The following is a 23,611-nucleotide window of genomic DNA, read 5'->3' as shown; positions in this document are numbered from 1 at the left end:
ATTGGATCGCATATGCCTACCCTCCTCATTGCCGATGACCACCCGCTGTTCCGCGAAGCCCTCAAGGGCGCGGTGCAACGCGTCATACCCGGCGTGCAGCTGATGGAGGCCGACAGCGTCGAAGCGCTGTACGCACTGGCCGAACAACACCCCGATGCCGACCTGGTATTGATGGACCTCAACATGCCCGGCGCGCAGGGCTTCAACGCATTGGTGCACCTGCGTTCGCTGCATCCGCAGCTGCCCATCGTGGTGGTCTCCGCACGCGAAGAAGCCACGGTGATGCGGCGCGCCCTGGACCATGGTGCATTCGGCTTCATTCCCAAATCCGCCGATTCGGACACCATCGGCCACGCCTTGGGCACCATCCTCGATGGCGAGCGCTGGGCACCGGCGGAGGCGCACAACGTGCCGCCGACCCCGAATGAGGAACGCGAAGTCGGCCAGCGCCTGCGTGAACTGACCCCGCAGCAGTTCCGCGTGCTGCAGATGCTCGGCGTGGGCCGGCTGAACAAGCAGATCGCCTATGACCTGGGCGTTTCCGAGGCCACCATCAAGGCCCACGTCACCGCCATCCTGCGCAAGCTCGGCGTCACCAACCGCACCCAGGCGGTGCTGATGGCCGGCAAGCTGGCGATCGACGACGACGCCATCGTGCTGCCGCCGGAAGAAGATTGAGTTGCTGCCGGCGCTTGCCTGCGGCTGAGTGCCAAGCACTACCCCTCCCCAGCCCTCTCCTGCGCGTTGCGCAAGCGAGGGAGCTGCAGCCCCTCCCCTTTGGCGTAGCCAAGGGGGAGGTTGGGAGGGGGTGGCTTTGGTTGTTGCTTTTACACGTTCTCTGGCTTGCCCGCGAAAAGCACCCCTCCCCAACCCTCCCCTGCGCGCTGCGCAAGGGAGGGAGCTGCAGCTCATGCCAAGCGCTGCATCACCGGCTCCGCTGCCGTCGCCGCATCCACCACGAACACTTCCGCCGCTGCGGCCAGCTCCTGCGTCTGCTCGCGCATCGCCTGCGCCGCTTGCGATGAGGCGCGTGCGACCTCGCCACTCTGGCGGGTGCCTTCACCGATACGCCGCAGCAGGCGCTCCACATCATCCACCGCGCTGACCTGCCGCGCCGAGCCTGCATCGATCCGCTCCAGCGCACTGGCCACCTGCGCCACCCGACCACCGATGTCCTGCATCGCCGCACCGCTGCTGTCAGCGAGCCGCGCGCCTTCCTCCACCTGCCGCAGCGATTCATCGATCAGGCCACGGATCTGCTTGGACGCTTCCGCCGAGCGCTGCGCCAGCTGGCGCACCTCGTTGGCCACCACCGCGAAACCACGCCCGTGGCTGCCGGCCCGCGCGGCCTCGACCGCGGCGTTCAGCGCCAGCAGATTGGTCTGGAACGACAGGCTGTCGACGGTGGCGACGATCTCGCGGATGTGCCGTGAGGAAGCCCGCAGCTGTTCCATGCCAGAGATCGCGGCCGCCGTGGCTTGGCGGCCGCGGTCGGCAGCATCGCTGGCCTGCGCCGACACCAGCGCACTCTCGCGTGCGCTGCCGGCATTCTCGCGCGCCTCACCGGCCACCGAGCGCACCCGCTGCAACGCCTCATGCACATCACCCACCTGCTGCTCCACGCGCCCGGACAGATCGGCGGTACCACTGGCCATGTCGCCCACCGCCGCCTGCACGCTGCCCGCCGATTGCTGGATGCGGGCGACGATGCCTCCCACCTGCTGCATGGCCTCCTCCAGTCCTTGTCGCAGGCGTGCATAGATGCCCTGACCGTCACCGCGCATGCGCGCACTCAGGTCACCATGGGCGAAGTGGCCGATCACCCGCGTCGCATCCCCCACCTGCGCCTGCACGCTGTCCAACAGCGCATTGATGCGTTCGCCCAACTGCAGCACGAAGCCCTGCTTGTCGGCCAGCACGATGCGTCCCTGCAGGTCGCCGGCGGTCGCTGCCGCGACCACCGCGGCCACTTCGTTGACGATCACCCGCTCAAGCCGTCGGTCCTGCCATTCCATCACCAGGCCAAGTACCCGATCAGCTTCCAGCACCGGGCTGGCCCGCAACAAGAAGCCGCTGTTGCCCAGCTCCACCTCCGCATCCATCGCCACGCCCTGCGCGAAGGCGGCGCGCACGAGTGCGGCAACTGCCGGGCCGAGTTCGGCCACCTCGCTGTCCACCTCGGCCGCGCCTTCGATCCCGGCCTGGGCGAAGGCCTGCTGCAATGCCGGATTGGCATAGACCACGCGGCCTTCGGCATCCGTCACCAGCACCGCGGCGCTGGCCACGTCCAACGCCTGGCGTACCCGCTGGTTGGCCCCTGCCGCCAGGCGTTCGCCGGCTATACGCTCACGCAGGCTGGACTGCATCTGCATCAGCGCCGCCGCCAACCGACCAATCTCGTCATGCGCATTGCGCACCACCAACCGGCCGTCCAGATCATCGTCGGCAATGGCGCGGGCGAACGCCGCTGCGTCGGCCAGCGGCCGTTCCACCGCTCGCAGCAGCAACAACAGCAGACTGACCAGCAACAAGCCCACCACCAGCACGGTCGCAGCGAAGGCGGCATCCATCCAACGTCGTGCTGCGGCCTGTTCGTCGCGTTGCTGGGCCAGGCTGGCGCGCTGTGCCTGCTGCAAGCGGGTCAGCACCGGCAAGGCCTTGGCGGCAAGGTCGTCCATCGCCTGGGTCTCGCTGTCGGCCCCGTAGCGCGCCGCTGCATAGGACAGGAATACCTCCTGGTAGCGCTGCATCGCATCGCGTACCTGCTGCTTGCTGCCGTCCGGCATGCGCGCTGCCTGCAGCAGCAGCTCGAAGGGCATCACCTGCGCACCCAGTTCGTCCGCGTATTTCTGCTCACGGCGCAGGATGAAGTCCTTCTCGTAGCGGCGCATGGTCAACATCGACACCTGCAACGCTGCATCGGGATGCTCGCCGATCAGGTTCTCCACTTCGTGTACGGCGTTGCGCAGCTGGCCCTGCATGCCGCTGTCGGCATCGTGGCCAAGTTCGGTGATGCGCTGATCCAGTGCCTGCCCGGACTGAACATACTCAAGCAGGGGCGCGCTCAATGCCCGCTCCCAAGCCGCGCCCTTCCTGTCCGTGCCCAATAGGGCCTGCAAACGACCATTGGCGGCTACAAACGCCTGCCCGGCGACGGCCGAGAACGACATGGCATACTCGGCCTGGGCGCGGCGCGCCTCGGCAAACGCAGCTACCAACGCCTCCAGCTGCGCGGCATCCTGCTGGTAGCTCTGCAGCCGCTGGTCGGCACCGCGCATGCCAACACTGAGCCAGGCATAGGCCGAGCCGATGACGAGCAGGCCGACCACCAGCGCCAGCAGGCTCAGACGCAGTTTCTGGGCGATACCAAGGGGGAACTTCATGCCGCACTCCGAGCGTAGAGATGCCTCGGAATCGGCCGCAAATCAGGTTTCTTGAGTGCTGATTTGCAGGAAATTGCCGCGTCACGCCGGCCGTGCGCGCGTATCAGGCCATGCATCCATGTCAGTGATGTTTCAATCCCGCAGCCAAGCTGGTAATCCGGGGTGGGCCGTTCAGATTTGGAGCCGTGCTAGAATCCGCGCTCCCTTGGGGAGTAGCCTGCTTCCAGCATTGGAAGCGCCCACATCAACATACTCGGCCGTTGCGCCGTGGTGTGGGCAGCCAGACCCGGTTGGCGAGACCAGCGGCATGCGTGCGCAACTACGGTTGGGCGCGACGCATGCCGTTTGTGTTCGCCCGACCCGGTAATACCAATGTCCCCCATCTCCATTGTTCTGATTGGCTTCGCCATGTCCACCGACGCCTTCGCCGCGGCGGTTGGCAAGGGTGCAGCAATGCGCAAACCCCGCCTGCTTGATGCACTGCGCGCAGGTTTGATCTTCGGCGTCATCGAAGCCATCACTCCCATCATCGGCTGGTTGCTGGGCCGCGCTGCGTCGCAGTACGTGCAGGCCTTCGATCACTGGATCGCGTTCGGCCTGCTTGGTGTTCTTGGCGCGCACATGATCATTGCTGGCCTGAAGCCCGATGATGAAACCGAAGCCGACAACGATGACGAAGCCGGCGAACAGCACAAGAGTTTCTGGACGCTTGCCGTGACTGGCTTCGCCACCAGCATCGATGCAATGGCGATTGGTGTCGGCCTGGCCTTCCTTGACGTGCATATCGGCGTGGTGGCGCTGGTGATCGGCCTGTGCACGATGATCATGGTGACCATCGGCATCATGCTCGGCCGCGCCCTGGGTGCTGTGGTTGGCAAGCGCGCGGAAATTGTCGGCGGCGCGATCCTGATCATCATCGGCTGCGCGATCCTGTACGAGCACCTGACGGCCGCAAACGTTGTTGTGGGGGCGGCGTAAGCCGCGAAGCCGGAGCTACCACCTGTAGAGCGCAGCCATGCTGCGCTGGAGCATTACCGGTAGAGCCTCTGCCGAGCATGGCTCGGCACTACAGAAATCTAGCCCCTCTCCCGCATGCGCGAGGGGGGTTGGGGTGAGGGCAGCTTTTGCTGGTAAAGCCCCTTGCCGAGCATGGCTCGGCACTACAGTGCTGGCTGCTAGCGTCGGCGCGGGTCGTGCAACGCGGTCAGGAAGGCGCGCAGCGAGGCCGGCTTCACCGGTTTGGTCAGCACGCGGTAACCTCGTTCGCGGGCCATGCGCTTCAGTTCATCGCGACCATCGGCGGTCAGCAAGGCGCCCGGCAACGGACGGCGCGCGGCTTCGCGCAGGGCGAGCAAGGTATCCAGCCCATCAAGCCTGTCGTGCAGGTGGTAATCCACCAGCATCACATCGGGCTTCTCGCTCAACTTCTCCAGCGCCATGTCCACGGTGCTGGCGGCAATGACCTCCACCTTCCAGCGGCCCAGCAGGGCGCGCATGCCGTCGAGGATTTCCTGGTCGTTGTCCACGCACAACACGCGCATGCCGGCCAGTGAATCATCACCACCGAAAGCGGTCTGCTGACGCGGCGACGGCAACGGTGCTGCCGGTGTTTCAACCCGCGGCAAGCTGATCGAGAACATGCTGCCGTGGCCCGGCTGGCTGCGCGCATTCAAACCATGATCGAGCAGGCGCGAGATGCGTTGGCAGATCGACAGGCCCAGACCCAAGCCCTGCTCACCCCAGTCGAACGGCTGCTGGTAGCGGTGGAACTCGTTGAAGATCTGCTGCATGTGGTGCTCGGGAATGCCCGGGCCGGTATCCCATACCTGCAGCTCGATCTGGTCACCGCGCACACGCAGCGCCAGCACGATGCGGCCGCTGCGCGTGTAACGCAGTGCATTGGCCATGAAGTTCTGCAGCACGCGGCGCAGCAGGCGCCGATCGCTTCGCACCCATGCATTGCGTGCGAACACATGCAGGCGCAGGCCTCGGCCGGCAGCTACCGGCGTGTACTGCGCAGCAAGCTCGCGCACCAGCACGCTGGCATCGAACTCGCTGATGGTCGGACGCAGTCCACCTGCATCCAGTCGCGACACGTCCAGCAATCCATCCAGCAACTCTTCGGCGGCACGCAATGAGGCATCCACACGCTCGGCCAGATGTCGCTGTTCATCGGTCTCATGCAGGCTGTCGCGCAGCGCGGACGCAAACAGCCGTGCTGCGTTCAAAGGCTGCAGCACGTCATGGCTGATCGCGGCGAGGAAGCGCGTCTTGGACTGCTGCGCCGCTTCGGCCGCCTGCGAACGCTCGGCCACGCGCTGTTCAAGGTTCTCGTTGGCTTCCAGCAGCGCCTGCTCGGCATTCTTGAAGTCGGTGATGTCGTTATAACTGGTGACATAGCCGCCACCCGGCAATGCCTGGCCACGCAGTTCGATCACCTTGCCATCGGCACCGGTGCGCTCGAACACGTGCGGTGAGCCCGCGCGCATGTAACCGATGCGACGGTTGATCTGCACCTCGGTATCACCGGAGCCCAGCTCGCCGCGCTCGGCGTTGTAGCGGATCAGGTCGGCGACCGGGCGACCGACGTAGAGCATGCCGTCCGGATAGCCGAACATCAGCTGGTAGCGACGGTTCCAAGCGGTCAAGCGCATCTCCGGATCAACCACGCTGACGCCGGCGCTGATGTTTTCCAGCGTGGTGGAAAGGATCTCGCGGTTGAAGCGCAGCTCCTGCCCCGCTTCGTCCAGCACCGCCACCACTTCACCCAGGTCCATGCCCGAGCCACGCAGCAGGCTGGTCAGCAGCAGGCGTGCGGAAGCTGCACCGATGGAAGCAGCGAGAAGACGCTCGGTGAACTGCACCCAGATTCGGTCGGCGGCGGCGGCGGGTTGGAACTCGCGGTCCAGCAGCTGCGCCTGTTCACCGAAGGAACGGCGTGCGCGGTTGTCACCAATGACGCGTGTGGCCAGGGCCAGCAGGTCACGCACCTTGACGTGCGCCGGCCAGTCGCCGGTCACCACCGGCCGCTTGGCATAGGGATCCAGGAAAGGTGCGGCACGCAGGCGCTCGGCGACATCCGGGCGCCAGCGCATCGACACCAGCATCATCGTCACCGTATTGATCAGCAACGACCAGAACGTGCCGTGGGTAAGCGGATCCCAGCCGGTCAGGCCGAACAGCTGCTGCGGTCGCAGCCAAGCGATACCGAACGGTCCCTGCGTGAGCAGGCTTTCGTCCAACCAGCCACCATGGCTCAATGCCGGCACCAGCAAGGTGTAGGCCCAGACCAGGAAGCCGACCAACATGCCGGTTTCCACGCCGCGGCGGCTGGCGCCGCGCCAGTACAGGCCACCGAGCAGGCCAGGCGCGAACTGCGCCACCGCCGCGAAGGCCATCAAGCCGTAGGCGGCGAGCATGGTGTCGTCGTTGCTGCCGCGGTAATAGCCATACGCGACCAGCGCCAGCAGCACGATCGCCATGCGCCGTATCCACAGCACGCGCGAGGCAACGTTGGCAGCCTCACGATGATCGCCGCTACGGCGCAGCAGCAGCGGCATGACAAGGTCGTTGCTGATCATCGTCGCCAGCGCGATCGATGAAACGATGACCATGCCGGTGGCGGCGGAGAAGCCACCGATATAGGCGATCAAGGCCAGGGTGGTACTGCCGGCAGACATCGGCAAGGCCAGGACCAGGGTGTCGTCCGAGGCCAGGCCGGTGCCGAACATCGCCGCACCAGCGGTGGCGATAGGCACGATCATCAGCGAGATCAGCACCAGGTAACCGCCGAACATCCAGCGGGCGCTGCGCACATCACCGGCATTGCCGCATTCCACCACGGCCACGTGGAACTGCCGTGGCAGGCAGATCAGTGCGAGAAAACTGAGCAGCGTCTGCGAGACGAAACCCACCGGCGGCATGCCTTCAAACAAAGTGCGCGCCGACTGCACCACCGACTCGCCGCGATCAGTCAGCCACACGTAGGCAAATACGCCAACCGCGACAATCGCCAACAGCTTGATCATCGATTCCACGGCGATGGCCAGCATCATGCCGTAATGGTGTTCGGTGGCATCCACCTGGCGGGTGCCGAACAGGATGGCGAACAAGGCCATCAGCAGCGCCACGTACAGCGCCGGATCGGTCAGCAAGCCCTTGCCCGCGGCATCGCCGGTCAGCACCTGCAGGCTCATCGCCACGGCCTTGTACTGCAGGGCCAGGTACGGCACGACGCCGATCAACGCGATCAGGGCGACCAGTGCCGCCAGCCGCCGTGAACGGCCGAAGCGCGAGGAGATGAAGTCGGCGATGGAGACCACATTCTCGCTGCGGGCAATCAGCGCCAGCCGTTCGATGATGCGCCAGCCGAAGATCAGCATCAGCAGCGGGCCAAGATAAATAGGCAGGTAGCCGATGCCGTAGCGCACCGCCGAGCCGACCGCACCGTAGAAGGTCCAGGACGAGCAATAGACCGCCAGCGCCAGGCTGTAGACCACCGGCCGCAGCCACGGGCGGTCCGGATACAGCGGACGACGATCACCCCACCACGCCACCCCGAACAGCAGCGCGGCATAGCAGAGTGAGACCAGGAGCAGGATCCAGCTGGAGACCAAGGGTAGTTCCCGTGCGACTTAGCCGGGCCAGTGTAGCCATTCCGCCGGGTTGGGGTTTTTGCTCCCTCCCTTGTGCGCAGCACAGGGGAGGGTTGGGGAGGGGTGCTTTTTGCGGTGGCAGTCGGTTGCTCCTGCCGCTTGGCACGCTCGCACTCTCCGAAGCACAAAGCGTCGAGCTGCGCTCGCCTACCCCTCCCCAGCCCTCCCCTGCACCTGCGGTGCAAGGGAGGGAGCAGATTGCGAGCGCTCGTAGAATGTCCCGGCTGCAGCTGTGCTCCCTCCCTTGTGCACAGCACAGGGGAGGGTTGGGGAGGGGTGCTGTTGGCGATGAAAGTTGGTTGCGCCTTCCGCTCGGCACGCTCGCACTCTCCAAAGCACAAAGCTTCGAGCTGCGCTCGCCTACCCCTCCCCAGCCCTCCCCTGCACCTGCGGTGCATGGGAGGGGGTAGATTGCGAGCGCTCGTAGAACGTCCCGGCTGCAGCTGTGCTCCCTCCCTTGTGCGCAGCACAGGGGAGGGTTGGGGAGGGGTGCTGTTGGTGATGGCAGCTGGTTGCTCCTGCCGCTTGGCACGCTCGCACTCTCCGAAGCACAAAGCGTCGAGCTGCGCTCGCCTACCCCTCCCCAGCCCTCCCCTGCACCTGCGGTGCAAGGGAGGGGGTAGATTGCCTGCGCACAGAGACTTACGTGGAACCAGACTTGGCTCCCCAAACGAACAACGCCCCGGCATTGCCGGGGCGTTGTCGATCAACACTTCACGCTGAACTTACTGCGCCAGTTCAAACCGCACTTCCACGCGGCGGTTCGGCAGCAGGCATTCCAGCAAGGCCGCACGCGGCTTGACGCCGTCGCACCGCTGCACCTGCTGGGTGTCGCCGCGGTACTCGTAGCGGATCCTGTCCGCCGGCACACCACGGCCGACCAGCAACTCACGCACGGTCTTGGCGCGACGCTCGGACAGGGCCTGGTTGTAGTCGAAGCCATGGCCCTGCATGCGGTCGGCATGGCCAACCAGGGTCACGCCAGCCAGCTCGCGCTTTTCGCTGCCGATGGTGGCCAGGGCGCGGTCCACGCTCTCCAGCGAGTAGGTGCGGATGTCCTTGTAGCCGTCGCGGTCGAACTCGAACAGCACGTTGGCGATCAGCGGACCCGGCGCCGGTGCGACCGCCGGGCCAGCCGGATCGACGCCGCACAGGCGCGCTGCGGTTTCGGCTTCGTTGACCAGGTCTTCGGCGATCTGGATGTAGGGCTTGGAGTGGCGCCACTGCTGCTGGTTGAACTCGTTGCCGGCGTGCACCAGCTCCACTTCACCACAGGCCACCTTCTGCGAGGCGCAAGCGAAGCCCGGCGTGCCGTGGATGACCTTCAGGCGCTCCCACAGATCGGCACGCAGGTACTTGGCGCCGTTGACCAGGGCAGTGTCGGTGGGGATCGGCGAGACACCGTTCTCCATGTCCACGATCAGCTTCTCCGACTCGGTCAACGCTTCCTGCGGGAAGGCGCTGCGGTCATTGCGGGTGTATTCGTGGAAGGACACGTCCAGCCAGCACTGCGCCTTGGACAGGTGGTAGTCGCGGATCGGGCGACCGCCATCATTCAATGCCTGGATGCGGCCCTGGGTCGCTTCATACGACTGCAGGTCGGCGTGGATGGCTTCATCGCTGATGCGCTTGGCCTGCGGGTTGAGCTGGGTCTGCTGGGCGCCGGCGGTGCCGGCGACAGCGAAGACGGCAACAGCCAACAAGCTGCGCAGCGGACGGTACTTGGTTTGCATAACGGTCATGGTGTCGTCCTCAGCGGGCCGGGTCGCGGTAGCGGACCGGGTCCCGACGGAAAAGGTCTTCGTCGAACTTGAAGCGCAGGCGCAGGAAGAAGCCCTGCTGCGTGTACTCGTAGCCATTCAGATCACTGTCGCCTTCGAAGCCGGTCCAGTTGTAGCCGGCCGACAGCCACAGGTTCTGCCGCAGCAGGCGGCCAACTTCCATGCCGTAGGCAAACTGGTTGGCGCCGTACTGGCCACGGAAGGTGGAGCCGAGCACGCCGATGTCCCAGTTCTCGGTGATGTCGTACACGACACGACCGGACACCAGCACGGCGTTGAAACTGCTGTTGACGCGGCTGCCATCGCCATAGGCGAACTGGTCGCGTTGCCACTTGCCGGCAATACGGCCAGTCAGCCACCACGGCCGCGACGGATGCCAGTCGGCATGGGTGGAGACGATATGCGCACGGGTGCGGACATCCTGGCTGGTGCCGCTCACCACGTCGCCGTTGAGCAGGGTCAGGCCGCTCTCGTCACGCTCGAGCTTGTACTCGTAGCGCATCAAGGCATTGATCCGGTTGCGGTCGGTGTCGCGGTAGGCCAGGCCGATCTGGAAGCGGTCCTGCAGCACGTCGCCACGTTCTTCGTAGTTGGTGGCCAGCAGGTAGTTGCGGCCCAACAAGGTCCAATCGCGGCTCAGCTTGCGTGCAACCATGAACTGCAACAGCGTGGTCTTGAAGGCCTCATTGCTGTCGGTGGTGCCCGGTACGTCTTCGGAGATGCGGTGTTCGGCACGGATCGCGCCGCGCCACAGCGGGTTGGCACTGTAATCCAGGGCCAGCGCCAGGCCGGTGCTGTCACCGGTATCGCCAGCGACCACGTTGACGCGTTCGATCGAGCTGCTCAGGCGCAGGCCCTTGGCGATATCCCAATTGTTGCGGATACCCGAGGCAGCCTGCACGTCGCGGCCGCTGACCGCATCACGCAGGCGGTATTCGGAGAACGCCTGGGTGTCGCGGATGTAGCTGCTGTCGATACCGAACACCAGCGCATCGGCCTCGCGGTCGGTGGTGGTGATGCCGTAGGCACTGGTCAGGCCGGTCTGCTTCTCGTAGCGGCCATACAGGCGGCTGCGCTCGAAGACCTGGTAGTCCACGCCGGCGGCAACGCGGTTGCGGTCTTCACCGCTGACGCTCTGTTCGTACTCGGCACCGCCGCTGAACTTGTCGTTGAAGCGGTAACCGACGCCGACACGGGCGCTGTCCGATTCCAGCTTGGTGCCAACCGGCAGGTCGCTGGTCATGGTGTCGCCGTTGCTGCCGCTGTTGATCACCATCAGGCCGGTGGCCGGGTCCAGCGCCTGCTGGCCGTAACCCAGCGCGCCGCCACCCGAACCGGTGGCGAAGCCGCCGGTCAGGCCGGACAACTGGCCGTAGCCGGTGCTCGACCACGGCGAGGTGATGCCGATGGTTTCGCGGATGCTGCGCAGGCCGAAGTCCAGGGTCAGGCGCTCGGTGGCAGCGACGCGCACACCGGCACCGCCGGCATCACGCTTGCCGCCATCCGGGTTGCGGTCTTCGCTGCGCAGGGCTTCAACGTACAGCTCCAGGCGCGGACCAACGGCATACGACATGCGGCCGCTGTATTCGCCACGGCCGCCGTACAGCGGCGAGGCCTGGTTGTTGAACTCCGGATCGGTGCGCGCACCGAACAGGCGTGCGTCGAACTTGTCACCGTCGTGGGCGAACTCGACGCGCCAAGCGTCGCCTTCGACCTGGCCGCTGACGTCCTTCAGGCCCTGCGAAGTCACCTGGTTGAGCGAGTTGGTGTTGACCTCGCTCTGGGTGCGGGCGAACTCGGCGACCAGCATGGTGTTCTGGCCAAAGCGGTAGCCCGCGTTGACGCTGCCCATCTTGAACTCGGCATACGGGTTCTGGTCTTCGACCGCCGATGCACCGACTTCCAGCTTGTCGGTCAGCTTGTACTGGCCGTCGGCACCGACCACCCAGAACTTCTCGGTCTGCTGATCGAGTTCATAGGTGATGCGCAGCGAGACCGGGTTCAGGTCGCTGTCGAACGAGGGCAGGAACTGGTTGAGCAGGATGCGGCCGGAGAACGGCTCGAAGCTGTAATCCACCAGCCGTGCCAGCGGCTTGACCGTGACGATGCGCGAAGGCTGGTTGCGGTCACGCACGATCATCTCGACGCGTTCGCTGCCTTCCAGCACCGCGTTGTTGCGCAGTGCGTACGGGCCGCTGCCCTGGCTGCGGAACTCCTCGATGATCTGCCGCAGCGAATCCTCGATGGCGAACACATTGGTACGCACGCGCTCACTTTCAAAGTGCCAGCCCAGGCCGGTCGCGGTGCGGTTATAGGTGCTCAGGCTGCGCTGCGGGATCGGGCCACTGCCGCCAACGCCGCTGCTGGTTGCAAGGTTGTCGCCGGTCTGGAAATCACCGTACAGCAGGTAGCTGCGCTTGTTGTCCACGCGCACGTACAGGCGCTCGGCCGAACGTGCATCGAAGCCACGCAGCGAGGAATCGCCATACACCGGGTAGAACTCTTCCGGCTGGATGTCGCGCAGCAGGCGACCACGCACATCCTTGTCCGAGTCATAGGCGGCGGTGAGCAGGTACTCACCCTTGATCCGACCCTTGACGAAGAACGCGGTGCGCGCCGAGGCGCTGGCCTTGCCGTTGTTGAACTGCTTTTCCCAACGACGGATGTCGCGGTCGAAGGCGTCGTGGTGCTCCACCGGCGAGATCAGGCTGGCGTTGGACTTGTTGCGGAAGTTCAGCACGCCTTCGATCAAGCCGGTGGCGAGCAGCTCGCGCATTTCCGGCAGGAAGCCGATCGTGCCTTCGGCGGTCTGGCCACCAGAGGTGATCCGCAGCAACACATCCTGCGGGTCATGCGGGGCGATCAGGTCGAACTCGGCAACACCGTTCTCCACTTCCACCTGGATACCCGGCATCACCTTGTCGGCGTCGCTGGCACCCGGACCGAATTCATCGGTGCGCGAGCCCGGCAGGCGGATACGGCCGCCGCTGTTCTCGATGGTGACGAAGGACTTGCCGGCCAGCGGCTTGCCGTCGGCGCCGAGCAGATGCACGGTGATGTGCACCGGCGTCTGGCCATCGGCGGGTACGCCATCGCGGTCTACTTCCACCGACACGCGATCGACGCCGGCATTGCGGCTGTAATCCACTTCACCCGAACGTGCAGCCACCACTTCCGGCGGCGTGTCGGTGGTGGTCAGCGAGCGCGGATACAGCGTGGTGCTGTCGCCGATCACCGGGGTGAAGCGGGTGCTGCTGCCCACGTTCTGGGCCAGCACCGGCAGTGAAGCCGTTGCCAACGCGCAGGCCAACAGGCTCACGCGCGGCATCTTGCGCAGGGCGGCGCGGCTCATGGCTGCACCTCCTGCTGGGCCGCCGCAGACGGCGGGTTGGGTCGGGGTTGCACGATCGGTCCCTGGTTGGACGAGTCCGTGGCCTGCTGCGGCGCACGGACCGGCTTGCTGTCAAAGCGCAGCTGCGACTGCCCGGTTTCGGTTTCCGGTGCACGCACCTCACCCTGGGTACGACGTGCCTTCACCTGCTCCAGCAGCGGGTTGGAGCAGCTGCCCTCGACGAAGTCGGCGCGGTGCAACTCACCGTTCTTCAGGTCCAGGAACAGGCTGTCGGCATCACCCAGGTTGCGGTTGCTGCTGGTGGTCAAGCGCGAGCCAACCGGCAGGGTGGACGGATCCACCTTCAAGGTGTGGCTCTGCGGGGTCAGGCCGCAGTAGCTGTACTTGCCTTCGGAATCGGAAATCATCCAGGTGCCGTTGGAGAAGTACATGCGTACGCCCGGGATGCCCAGCTCTTCCTCGTCCTGCACGTGGTTGTTGTTGCAGTCCACGAAGATCTTGCCCAGCACACAGGCTTCCTCGGTGAACACGCCACCGGTGACGCGCACGCGGTACTCGGCTCGGTTGGACGGCACCGAACCCGGTACCGGCGTCAGCGTGCCCGGATCGATACAGCCACCGGTGATCGAGCAGCCATGTGCCTGCGCACGGTTGATGCCATCGCCCTGCTGCGCACCGACGCCGACACGCACACGGTAGGTCAGCACCAGCTGGCCACCGACGGTGATCGGGCCGAGGTTGAAGCCCAGGCGCGGGCCCGGCTTGCCGAACGGATCTTCGACGGCGCGCCCACCGACACGGCCAGTGCCGTCGATGTAGGTGAAGCCACGCGGCAGCGTGTCGACGATGTTGACCGTCGCCATCGCGCTGCCGGCGGTCTGCCGCACGGTGATGGTGTACTGCACGGTGTCACCGATCTCGGCGGTCTGGCGATCACCGGTCTTGGTGATGACCAGGCCGGTGGCTTCGGCCGTATCCAGCGGGATGTGGTTGTGCACCACACCAGCAACGGCGGAACCGGCGAACAGGTTCAACCAGTACTGGGTAGGCGTGCCCACTGCGCCGGACGGAGCACCGGTCTGCGGCTGCACCAGGTGGCTGCTGCCTGCGGAACCGAGCGGCGACAACGAACCGGCCTGTGCCGGAATCAGCGAGGACACGAACTGGTAACCACCTGGCGGGGTGACCGTCAGCTGGAACTCGCAACGTGCCGGCGCGGCCGGACCAAACATGAACTGGTAGTAGCCATTGTTGCCAACCGTCATCGACACCGCATTGCCTTCCACGCGGTAACCACCGGCGCCGGCATTGAGGATGGCGGTACGCGGGTCATAGCCCGTGCACACACCGACCGGGGTGATGGTGACGATGGAACCCGGCACTGGGTTACGGGTAACCGCGTCATACACCACGCCGGACGGATCGACCGGCAGGCTCTGCTGCGGCAGATGCTGGCCGGCTTCAAGCACGACCTGCAGCTGGCTGGTGCCGTTCTCGGTGACACGGCAGGCACTGACGCCGTTGTTGTCGATGGCGCGCGGGCCGTCACAGGCCACGCCCATGCCGCCAACGGTTTCCTGGTTCACCGGCCACGCCCACAACACACCCGAGCTCGGGTCGCGGAACTGGATGTTCCACTTCACGCCCGGCACCACGTCGCCGAAGCGATAGCTGCCGTCGACCGCGGTAACGGTGGACTGCGAGACCTGGCCGGTGACCGAATCGATCAACTCCACGATCCACGACTGCAGGCGTTCGTCGCCCGCATCGAGGAAGGTGTCCTCGCTGCCGACATCGAACCACACGGTGCCGCCAACCGACGCCGACAGCTGCACCTGGTTGGGCACACGGCAGACGTTCTGGGTGATGGCGGTATCGCATACCGGCAGATCGCCGACGTTGCCTTCAAAGGTGTTGCGCTCGGCCACGGTCGGGGTACGGAACTCGTTCTCGCCGCCGCCTTCGATCAGCACGGCGTTGTTGACGGTACCAGCGTTGGCAGCCTCGATGCCGACATTCACACGCACGCTGATGTCCGACAGCGAGGTGGTACCGGCACTGACGACTTCCGAGCTGCGGCACTCGAAGCGGGCATCGCCCACCGCACCGGAACAGGTCCAGTTGTTGCCAGCCGGAACCTCGGCCAGGGTCAGGCCAACCGGCAGACGATCCTTGACGATGTACTCGCCGAAGGACGGCTTCTGCCCGCCGTTGCGCACACGGATGGTGTACGTAGCCACGTTGTTGACGGTGAACTTCACCGTGTTGGATGACTTGCTCACCAGCATGTCCGGCGAATCGCCGATCTCGCCGAAGTTGTTGTCCACCGAGTTGTTGCCCGGCTTCAGCACGATGCCATCGATCTGCGAAGGCACGGTTTCCTTGCCGGTAACCTTGGCGCCGGACTTCACACCGTCGATGCTGCCGGCGGTGGTCAGGCCATTGAGGGTTTCGGCTGGCTGGTTCGGCTCGGTCACGATGTAGGTGCCCGGACGCAGGTTCTGGAACACATAGTGGCCCTGCGCATCGGTGACGCCCTGCACGTTGACCGGGTTGCCCAGGTCGTCGGTGCCGGTCAGCACCACGTCGATCATGGCGTAGCCACCTTCATCGTTCTGCTTGATGCCGTCATCGTTGCTGTCGTTGTAGACGAAGCCGGCAATGCTGCCCACCGGCACTTCACCGAAGTTGTTTTCCTTCGAGGTTTCGTTGACGCCAACCACGATCGTCGAGATCTTCGACGGCGTGGAGCCCGGCGCGGTCGCCGTACCACCGGTGGTGCCCGGCACGGTCTTGCCGTCCAGGGTGCCCGGCGGCTGGTTCGGCTCGGTCACGGTGTAGGTGCCCGGCGGCAGCTCGTCGAAGCTGTAGTTGCCGTCGGCATCGGTGGTCACGGTGGCGGTGATCGGGGTGCCGTCGATCGCGGTGCCTTCCAGCTCCACGATCACGCCGGCGATGCCCTTCTCGCCCGGGTCAACCACACCATCATTGTTGGTGTCTTCCCAGACCTTGCCGCTGATGGCACTGCTGCGCGGGATTTCACCGAACAGGTTGTCCACCGAGGCACTGCCCGGCACCGACAGGTCGATGTCGGCGATCTTGCTCGGCACCGTAGTGACCGGCGTAGCCGTGCCACCGGCGCTGCCGGCCGTGGTGATCCCGTTGGCGGTGCCGGTCGGCTGGGTCGGCTCGGTCAAGGTGTACTTGCCCGGGCGCAGACCTTCGAAGTTGAACTTGCCGTCCTTGTCGGTGGTGGTGCTCAGGCTGACCGGAGCGCCGGTATCGTCGACGCCGCTCAGTTCGATGACTACACCTTCCAAGCCGGCTTCGGTAGCGCCAAGCATGGCGCCGTCATTGTTGACGTCGAGGAACACCGCGCCGGAGATCGACACCTGCAGCACTTCGCCGAAGTTGTTCTTCTCGGACACGCCGCCCGCCGCCAGTGCAATTGCGCTGATGGCGCTGGGCACGGTCGCAACCGGCGTCACCACACCACCGGTGCTGCCGGCGGTGGTGATGCCGTTGATGGTCGGCGCACCGTTGTAGCTCGGCTGTGCCGCCTGCTGGGTCACCACATAGGTGCCGGCCAGCAGATCCTGGAACACGTAGTTACCGTTGGCGTCGGTCGTCGCCTTCAGCGTGTCCTGGCCAAGCACGTTCTTGACGCTGACCGGCAACGACACTTCCACGTTGGGCAAACCCGGTTCGCCGGCGTCCTGGACACCATTGTTGTTGCTGTCCAGATAGACCACGCCCGACAGCACTGCGGCGATTTCGCCGAAGTTGTTGCCGCTGGAGCCGGTCGACGGCAGGTTGGTGATGAGGATGACGTTCGGCGTGCCGGTGTTGACCGTGCCGTTTTCCTTGCCATCGCCAAGATCAGCCGGCTGCGTCTCGGTGACGCGGTAGTTCTTGCCGGTCACCGCTTCCGGGTAGGTGTAGTGACCGTTGCTGTCGGTGACGATGGCCGGACCCGGCACCTTCACCCAGTTGCCCGGGCCGTCTTCCACTTCCACGGTGAGGCTGATGTTCGGGATACCCGGTTCACCAGCATCCTGCGTGCCATCGTTGTTGCGGTCGATGTAGATCGTGCCGCTGATCGGTGCATTGGCCAGCTCGCCGAACAGATAGCCGCTGGCGTTCTGGCCGGCATCCAGGCCGATCCCACTGATGACATTGGCTACCGCATTGCTGCCCGCCGTGGTCGCATTGCCCACGGTGTGCTTGCCGTCGATGTAGGCGGTCGGCTGGGTCTCGGTGATGGTGTAGGTACCCTGCAGCAGGTCGCCGAAGCTGTACTCGCCAGCGGCATTGGTGACGACGGTGCGCGGGGTGATCACCTTGCCGGTGCTGTCGGTGCCGGTCAGGGTCAGCGTGACCCCGGCAATGGCTTTTTCGCCAGCATCCTTGTTGCCGTTGTTGTTGTTGGCCGCAGTGCCCGAGAAATCCTCGTAGACATAGCCAGCCAGTGCGCCAAGCTTTTCACCGTAGTTGTTACCGCTGGAACCACTCGGCGACAACGCGGTGATGGTGATCTCGTTGGCCGGATGTTCCTTGCCCGGCGCATAGCCGTTGGGCTGGGTTTCCCTGACCACATAGTTCACGCCGCTGGGCAGGTCGGCAAACGCGTAGTTGCCCTGCGCATCGGTCACGGTACGGTCGATCTCGGTGACGCCATCGGCTGCATACAGCACGATCTCGACGCCAACGATGCCACCGTTGGCAGCGGAGTTCTCGCTGCCTGCATCGGCGGCGTCAAAGCTGCCGTTGTCGTTGCGGTCCACGTATACCGTGCCGCTGATGGCCGCGACCAGGATCTCACCGAAGTTGTTGAGCAGCGAGTTCTTGCCTGCCGGCAGCACGATGCCGGAAATCTTCGACGGTGCCTCGGTGACAGTGCCCACGGTGACTGAATCGATGTTGCCAGCAGTGGTCTTGCCGTTGTGCGTGGTCACGCCGTTATACGTCGGCTGCGCCAGCTGCTCGGTGACTGCATAGGTATCGGCCAGCAGGTCCGCGAAGCGGTAGCGGCCGTCGGCATCGGTGGTAGCCACCGTCACCAGCGCTTGGCCCAGTGCATTGGTGGTAGCCGTTGCAGCCGACAAGGTCACCTGCACGCCCGGCAAGCCCGGCTCACCGGCGTCCTGCACACCGTTGTTGTTGCTGTCCAGATAGACCACGCCGGAAACCGCCGCGGCAACTTCACCGAAGTTGTTGTTGCTCGAGCCGGTTGCCGGAATCGCGCCGGTTTCGATGACGCTGTTGCCAGTGGTACCTGCCGGGCCGTTTTCCTTGCCATTGGCAATGCCGGCAGGCTGGGTCTCGGTCAGGCGGTATTCCTTGCCGATCAGTGCATCAGCGTAGCTGTAGGCACCCTGGCTGTCGGTGGTGAGCGTCGTAACCGATACCCAGTTGCCAAGGTCATCCTTGACTTCAAGGGTGACGACAACATTCTCGATGCCCGGTTCGGTAGCGGCCTTTGCACCATCATCATTGCGGTCAAGATAGACCACGCCAGCGATGGTGGTCTTCAGGTTCTCGCCGAAATTGAACTCGGTGCCGTTGCCGGCAACCAGCTTGATGCCGGCGATCTCGTCCTGGTCCGTTACACCACCTGCATTGGCGGTGATGGTGCAGGTACCCAGCGGGCACGGCACGTTGTTGATGCGTCCAAGGTTGACCGCGTCGGCCAGGTTGACCAAGCCAGCCGGGGTAGTCGGCAGCGGTTCGCGCAGACGGTAGGTCTTGCCAGCGCTCAGGCCAACGAACTCGTAGAAACCCTGCGCATTGGTGAAGGCGGTCAGGCTGCGGTTGGTCTCGACTTCAAGCAGTTCAACCTTCGCACCCGAGATTCCAACATCGGAGGCGGTACGGGTCTTGCTGTTGTCCTGGTCAACATAGACGTAGCCGGACAGCTTGCGCTCCGCCGGTTCCGGGAAGTCGAACTGCACGCCATTGGCGTTCGTACCCAACACCACGCCGCTGATCACGCTGGTGGTTGCGGTGTTGGTAACGATGTAGGTGCCGCTTACACCGGTGCTGGTGCCATTACGCACGGTACGCGGCGTGTTCGGCTGCGGAACGCCATTGGTCGGATATGCCGCAGGCTGGGTCTGGGTGATCGTGTAGCCACTGGCATCGGATGGCGCCAGATGGTCGAACAGGTAGTCACCGTTGGCGGCGGTGGTGAACTCGCGGTTCACCACGTTGCCGTACAGATCGGTACCGGTCAGGGTGAGCTTGACGCCACCGATGCCGTTGTCACCCGCATCCACGTCGCCATTGTCGTTGGCGTCCTGGAATACGCGGCCGCCAATCCGGGCGTTGGTCACCTGCGTGGTGGAGCTCTTTTCGTTGTTGCCCGGAACCAGGTCGATCGAGGTCGGCTCGTCATTCTCGTCGCGACCCGGCTCGATGTTGGCCTTGTTGGTGTGGTTGACCGGCGCATAGCCACCGGTGAACACGCCCGGCACGGTGCGCGCCCACAAGGTCAGCGTCAAGGTATTGGCCGCACCCACCGGGAAGCTTCCGCCCAGGTCGCAGGTGATTGCCTGTTGTTGGCCGAGCGCGGTGATCGCGGTCGGGCCGGCGGACAGGTAGCAGACGTTGTCGGTACCGACAGCAGGCTTGCTGGTTGCAACCGTCACCGCCTGCGAAAGCGTGGCAGCGCTGCCCGCATCCACCACGAAGGTCAGCGGATGGCTGGCGTCGCGCACCCACTCAAAGCCCTGCGGCAGCGTGTCGGTGACGCGCATCTTTTCGACGCGGCTGCCCGCGGCGTTGCGAACGACGATCGAGTACTGGATCGGCTGGCCGACATTCACCGGACCGGTGGTCACCGTGGTCTTGCTCACGACCTCCAGATCGGCCGCCGGGAACACCACGTCGTTGACCTGCTCAAGGTTGTTGCCGGCGTCGGTTGCGTCCGCGCTGCACTTGCCCTGGGTTTCGTAGTTTTCGGTTTCGTCGCCGCATGCATAGGCAAGATTGGTGAACAACACCGGCTTGCTGGAATCACCGACGACATTGAACACCACGTCGAAGGCGACCATCTGCATCTTGTCCAGCGTGTTCAGCGCCGGGTTGGTGTGCAATTTGCAGACCAGCTCGACACCCTGCTGCGCGCAGCTGACGGGGGCGTTGGTCTTGTAGGTATAGCCACTCACCGGCGTACCGGAGTTGACGTTCTCCACCGATTCAAAACTGGCGGTGAAGCCGGCCGGCACCGTGAACCGATCACGGATCTCGACGTTCTCCGCCTGCGACGGCCCCAGGTTGAAAGTGCTCATGCGGTAACGCAGCTTGTCGCCGGTCACGAAGTTGGAGCGGCCAGCCGGATAGATCTGGGTCTTCTTCTGCTGTAGATCGATGGTCGGAACCTTGACGTCGAACGTCACCTTTCCGCTGTTGTTACTGTCCGACGCAGCGTCATTGCAGCTGGTCGAAGACTCTGGCAGCCACTGGCAGATGCCGCCGTTGGAGCTGACCACGGCTTCGTTGGTGACACCCGCATAGACCACGCCACCAGCGGCAACCGACAGGTTGGCCGGCTTCTTGACGCGGGCATTGATGGTGACCGTCTCGGTGGTCTGCGAGGCGATGGTGCCGACACTGTTGATGCAGGAAATTGCACCCGTCGTGTAATTGCTGGCGGCACAGTTGAGCTTGCTACCCGAAGGCACGGTCACGCTGATGATTTCGTAGGCGATATCGGTCGACGTCGCAGTGCCGGTTGGCAGCGTGTCGGTGATGACGAAGTCATTCAGCGGCGCCACGTCCGGGCCGTGATTGCGTGCGGTCAAGGTGAAGCTGATTGGCTCGCCGATCAGCACCGAGCCACTCGGGGTGACCGTCTTGCTGGTCATCCGGTAATCGGTACGCGGCAGCACTTTCACCGCAGCCGAGTCGGAGAGGTTGTTGTCGGCACGCAACGACGTCAGCACCGCATTGGGCGAGGTCAAGCTGGCGGTATTGGTCAACACGGCAGCGCCTGCCGTGGAGGCAAGTTCACGCTTCACCGCCAGCACTACTTCAATCTGCGTGCCCGGCGTGACATTGGTGAACACACAGGTCTGGCCACCGCTACCCACTGCAAGCACAGGGCAGTTGGTCCCGGCGAGACCGGTGACTACGGTGTTTGAAAGGACCGAAACCTGGCTCTTGAAGGCAGTTGTATTGAGCACCCCCGGCACGTTGTCGGTCAGGTTCAAGGTCGGGATGGTCTTCTGGTTGGACTTGACCGCGGTTGTCGGCGTCGACACCACGATCTTCCAGTACACCGTCTCGGCATTGGCTTGCAGGGTCGGTGCGTTGGCAACCTCATCGATCCAGGTGGCGTTGTCCACCGAGGAGAACTTCTCGATATTGACCCAGGCGGTATCGTTGATCACGTCGGTCAGGTTGAGGCCTGCACCCGCATTGGCACAGTCGTTGGTTGCGTTGCGGTCGGCAGGCAGCGCGGCATTGGCCGGATTGATGCCCAGCTGGGTCAGGGCGGTGCTGCCCGCGCAGGCACGATTGGACAGATTCAGCTGGCCGACCACTGCGGTGGCCTTGGTTTCGAACGTCAACACCGTACTGGTGCCACGCACCAGGGTGCCGGTCCCAGTGGTTTTGCAGGCCACCTGCGTGGTGAGGGCGGCATTGACGCCTGCCGGCGGCGTGACGCCACGTGCAACCGTGCATTCCCATCCGGGGCTGACATTGGCCAAGCCATTGAGGCCATGGCTTGCGTCCATCTCTTCGGGCCGCATGTAATCAACTGCCCACAGCGGGTTGCTTGGCGTGTACTGCGCGTCGCTGGTGCTGTCCGTGCCGTTGCTGATGGTCAACGTAGTGGTGATCGGGGCACCCGGGCTGATCGGGCCAGAACCAGGACTCTTCGTTTTGCCCAAGCGGATATCGGTGTAAGGCTCGTTGATCTGGTACGGCGCAAGAACGCTGTTGTTGCCTTCGTTCCAGTCCTTCAACGCAGCCGGCGGGGTAACCACGACCGGGAAGCGGCCATCGCTGCCGGTCGCGGGTGTGGTCACCGGAATGGTGAAGTCCGCCTTGCTGCCGGACGCAACCACGCCCGCATCGCAGGTCACCAGGGTGCCCGGATACGTCACTCCATTGACGACCAGTTGCTCGGCCGGCTCCGCCGCACAACCAGCGGGCAGGGTACCGATGATGAAACCGTCGGGGATGATGGTGCTGACCTTGCCGCCAGTGGTGCTGGTCTGCGGGCCATTGTTCTGGTACGTCAGTACCAGGTTCTGCACGGTGTTTACTTCAATCGGCGAGCCCGGGAAGCTGACCTTGGCTTCGATATCGGTGCCCAGCACGATGTTGTAACTGGCGCTGCCCGAATTGTCGTTCGGGTCGGCATCGAAGTAACTTTCGTTCTGGGTGGCGATGGTGGCGTTGTTGGTATGCGTACCCAAGCCATTGGTGCGCATCTCCACACGGATCTTGGCGGCATTGAACTGCGCTGCCGTCATCGGCCCACTGTAGGTGCAGCTGAAACTGCGGGTGCTGTTGGCCGAGGCAACGGTGTCGCAGACCGGGTTGCTGCCACCAGGCGTCGGCGTGATCGCCGTCACCACGTTGTTCACGTCGCTGGGCAGCTGATCGGTGACCACGATCCTGGCGCCAGCCGGCAGATTGCTGCCGCCTGCGGCGATCCGCGGATCCAGCTCGAACACAGCGATGCCGCCGGTAGCGCCCTGGCCGTTGTCCGGCGAAACCAGGGTCTTTGCGACCTGCAGGTTGCCGGTCTCACGGACAGTGGTGGTACCGGTGGCCGGCGTTGGGCTGTTGCTGGAAAGCGCGGTGAGGTTGAAGCTGCCCAGCTCGCTGGCGCGGATGGTGAAGCCGACCGAGCCAGAGGGTGCATTGCTCGTGGTACCCGGCGCAACCGGGCAGCTCACCGTGCGCGTAGCCGCGACATAGGTGCAGTCGTTGGGGCCTGGTGCTGCCGGCGGCACGAAGCTCACCGATGCGGGAAGCACCACGTTGATGTTGGTGACCCCGGCATCGGTTGCGGTACGCATCCAACTGACGGTCAACGGGGTGTCGATCGACTGTCCCATGTTGGTCGGCAGGTTCACGTTCTGCGGAATCACCGTCGCCAGCGCTGTCGCCGGCAACAAGCAGGTCAATGCCAAGGAGGCCGCAATGCGGGCCAGGCGTGTACGCCAATTGCCGGCACCCGCTTTGAAGGTGGGTGCAACGGAACCATCGACGGCCATGTCTTGCTCAATTTGGTTGTTCACCGGCAAACCTCTTGCAAACGGCGCACGCACAGCCCGCCCGTCCAGCTGGCAGCCTGGAAATGCTCGTTTTCGTGAAAAGCAGTCCGCCCCAAAAACGGACCGCCGGATCAGCACCGACAGGTGCTTGGAATGGCGGCGATTCTTACGATGCGTGCACGGCTATTCAGTTCCGCTCTCTGACGGA

Annotated in this window: 7 protein-coding genes and 1 riboswitch; of the genes, 2 read left to right on the top strand and 5 right to left on the bottom strand. The window is 64.5% G+C overall.

Features of this window, described 5'->3' with window-relative positions; all coding sequences use genetic code 11:
• Nucleotides 1-12: 12 nt before the first annotated feature.
• The gene (locus Q5Z11_RS00615; RefSeq protein WP_057629262.1) at nt 13-678 is read left to right on the top strand and encodes a response regulator transcription factor; all 666 of its coding nucleotides are present in this window, start codon (nt 13-15) and stop codon (nt 676-678) included.
• Nucleotides 679-908: 230 nt separating this feature from the next.
• Here the strand turns inward: Q5Z11_RS00615 and Q5Z11_RS00610 are convergent, their stop codons facing one another.
• Nucleotides 909-3,383 (bottom strand): methyl-accepting chemotaxis protein, encoded by a 2,475-nt coding sequence (locus tag Q5Z11_RS00610; RefSeq protein WP_303748232.1) that lies wholly within the window; start codon nt 3,381-3,383, stop codon nt 909-911.
• A gap of 200 nt (nt 3,384-3,583) precedes the next feature.
• A riboswitch (yybP-ykoY riboswitch) is annotated at nt 3,584-3,748 on the top strand.
• 7 nt (nt 3,749-3,755) lie between these two features.
• On the opposite strand from Q5Z11_RS00610, the gene Q5Z11_RS00605 reads away from it, so the two are divergent.
• On the top strand, nt 3,756-4,361 hold the full coding sequence (locus Q5Z11_RS00605) for a manganese efflux pump MntP (protein WP_303748231.1): 606 nt from the start codon (nt 3,756-3,758) through the stop codon (nt 4,359-4,361).
• A gap of 197 nt (nt 4,362-4,558) precedes the next feature.
• Here Q5Z11_RS00605 and Q5Z11_RS00600 read toward each other — a convergent pair whose 3' ends face one another.
• From Q5Z11_RS00600 to Q5Z11_RS00585, 4 genes are all read right to left on the bottom strand, one after another.
• A complete protein-coding gene (locus tag Q5Z11_RS00600) occupies nt 4,559-7,999 on the bottom strand; it encodes a hybrid sensor histidine kinase/response regulator (protein WP_303748230.1) in 3,441 nt (1,146 codons plus the stop codon).
• Nucleotides 8,000-8,763: 764 nt separating this feature from the next.
• Nucleotides 8,764-9,780 (bottom strand): OmpA family protein, encoded by a 1,017-nt coding sequence (locus Q5Z11_RS00595; RefSeq protein WP_303748229.1) that lies wholly within the window; start codon nt 9,778-9,780, stop codon nt 8,764-8,766.
• A 10-nt stretch (nt 9,781-9,790) separates the two neighbouring features.
• On the bottom strand, nt 9,791-13,171 hold the full coding sequence (locus Q5Z11_RS00590) for an Ig-like domain-containing protein (RefSeq protein ID WP_303748228.1): 3,381 nt from the start codon (nt 13,169-13,171) through the stop codon (nt 9,791-9,793).
• Nucleotides 13,168-23,427: an SdrD B-like domain-containing protein gene (locus Q5Z11_RS00585; protein WP_303748227.1), complete on the bottom strand. Its 10,260-nt coding sequence runs from the start codon at nt 23,425-23,427 to the stop codon at nt 13,168-13,170. The genes Q5Z11_RS00590 and Q5Z11_RS00585 overlap by 4 nt, the downstream gene beginning before the upstream one ends.
• Nucleotides 23,428-23,611 lie beyond the last annotated feature (184 nt).

The sequence above is a fragment of the Stenotrophomonas sp. 610A2 genome (assembly GCF_030549615.1).
Taxonomy (GTDB): Bacteria; Pseudomonadota; Gammaproteobacteria; order Xanthomonadales; family Xanthomonadaceae; genus Stenotrophomonas; species Stenotrophomonas pigmentata.
This window is presented reverse-complemented; position numbering and strand designations above follow the sequence as displayed.

Excerpts from the sequence above, each read along its gene's own strand:
- Q5Z11_RS00590 (WP_303748228.1), bottom strand. The coding sequence starts at position 13,171 with ATGAGCCGCGCCGCCCTGCGCAAGATGCCGCGCGTGAGCCTGTTGGCC.
- Q5Z11_RS00595 (WP_303748229.1), bottom strand. The coding sequence starts at position 9,780 with ATGACCGTTATGCAAACCAAGTACCGTCCGCTGCGCAGCTTGTTGGCT.
- Q5Z11_RS00610 (WP_303748232.1), bottom strand. The coding sequence starts at position 3,383 with ATGAAGTTCCCCCTTGGTATCGCCCAGAAACTGCGTCTGAGCCTGCTG.
- Q5Z11_RS00605 (WP_303748231.1), top strand. The coding sequence starts at position 3,756 with ATGTCCCCCATCTCCATTGTTCTGATTGGCTTCGCCATGTCCACCGAC.
- Q5Z11_RS00615 (WP_057629262.1), top strand. The coding sequence starts at position 13 with ATGCCTACCCTCCTCATTGCCGATGACCACCCGCTGTTCCGCGAAGCC.